The sequence below is a fragment of the Pseudomonas tremae genome, assembly GCF_001401155.1.
Lineage (GTDB): Bacteria > Pseudomonadota > Gammaproteobacteria > Pseudomonadales > Pseudomonadaceae > Aquipseudomonas > Aquipseudomonas tremae.
Genome location: NZ_LJRO01000339.1, coordinates 1 through 431, shown reverse-complemented (window position 1 = coordinate 431; position 431 = coordinate 1). Strand labels below are relative to the sequence as shown.

The 431-nt window shown below is 58.5% G+C and carries 1 protein-coding gene; it reads left to right on the top strand.

Features of this window, described 5'->3' with window-relative positions:
- Positions 1 to 431 (top strand): molybdopterin cofactor-binding domain-containing protein (locus ALO43_RS18715; RefSeq protein ID WP_157062338.1); only part of this gene is annotated, 431 nt, incomplete at both ends.

The window sequence follows — 431 nt, the reverse complement described above, 5'->3', positions numbered from 1 at the left end:
GGAGTTCGCAGCCCGGCACTATCAGGTGGCAGAAACAGAAGTCGAGTTTCGCAACGGCCATGTGCGGATCGGCGATATTTTCCTGCCCCTCGCCGAGCTGGCGCAGTTGGCATGGATGGGCCAGGTTTCGTTGTCCAGCACCGGCTATTACAAGACGCCGAAGATTTTCTATGACCGCAGCCAGGCGCGTGGCCGACCGTTCTATTACTACGCGTTTGGTGCGGCATGCGTCGAGGTCATCGTCGACACGCTGACAGGCGAGTACAAAATGTTGCGCACCGACATTCTGCACGACGTCGGCACCTCGCTGAACCCGGCCATCGATATCGGCCAGGTCGAAGGCGGCTACATTCAAGGCGCAGGCTGGCTGACCACCGAGGAACTGGTGTGGAACGACAAGGGCAAGCTGATGCTGTCTCTTATACACATCT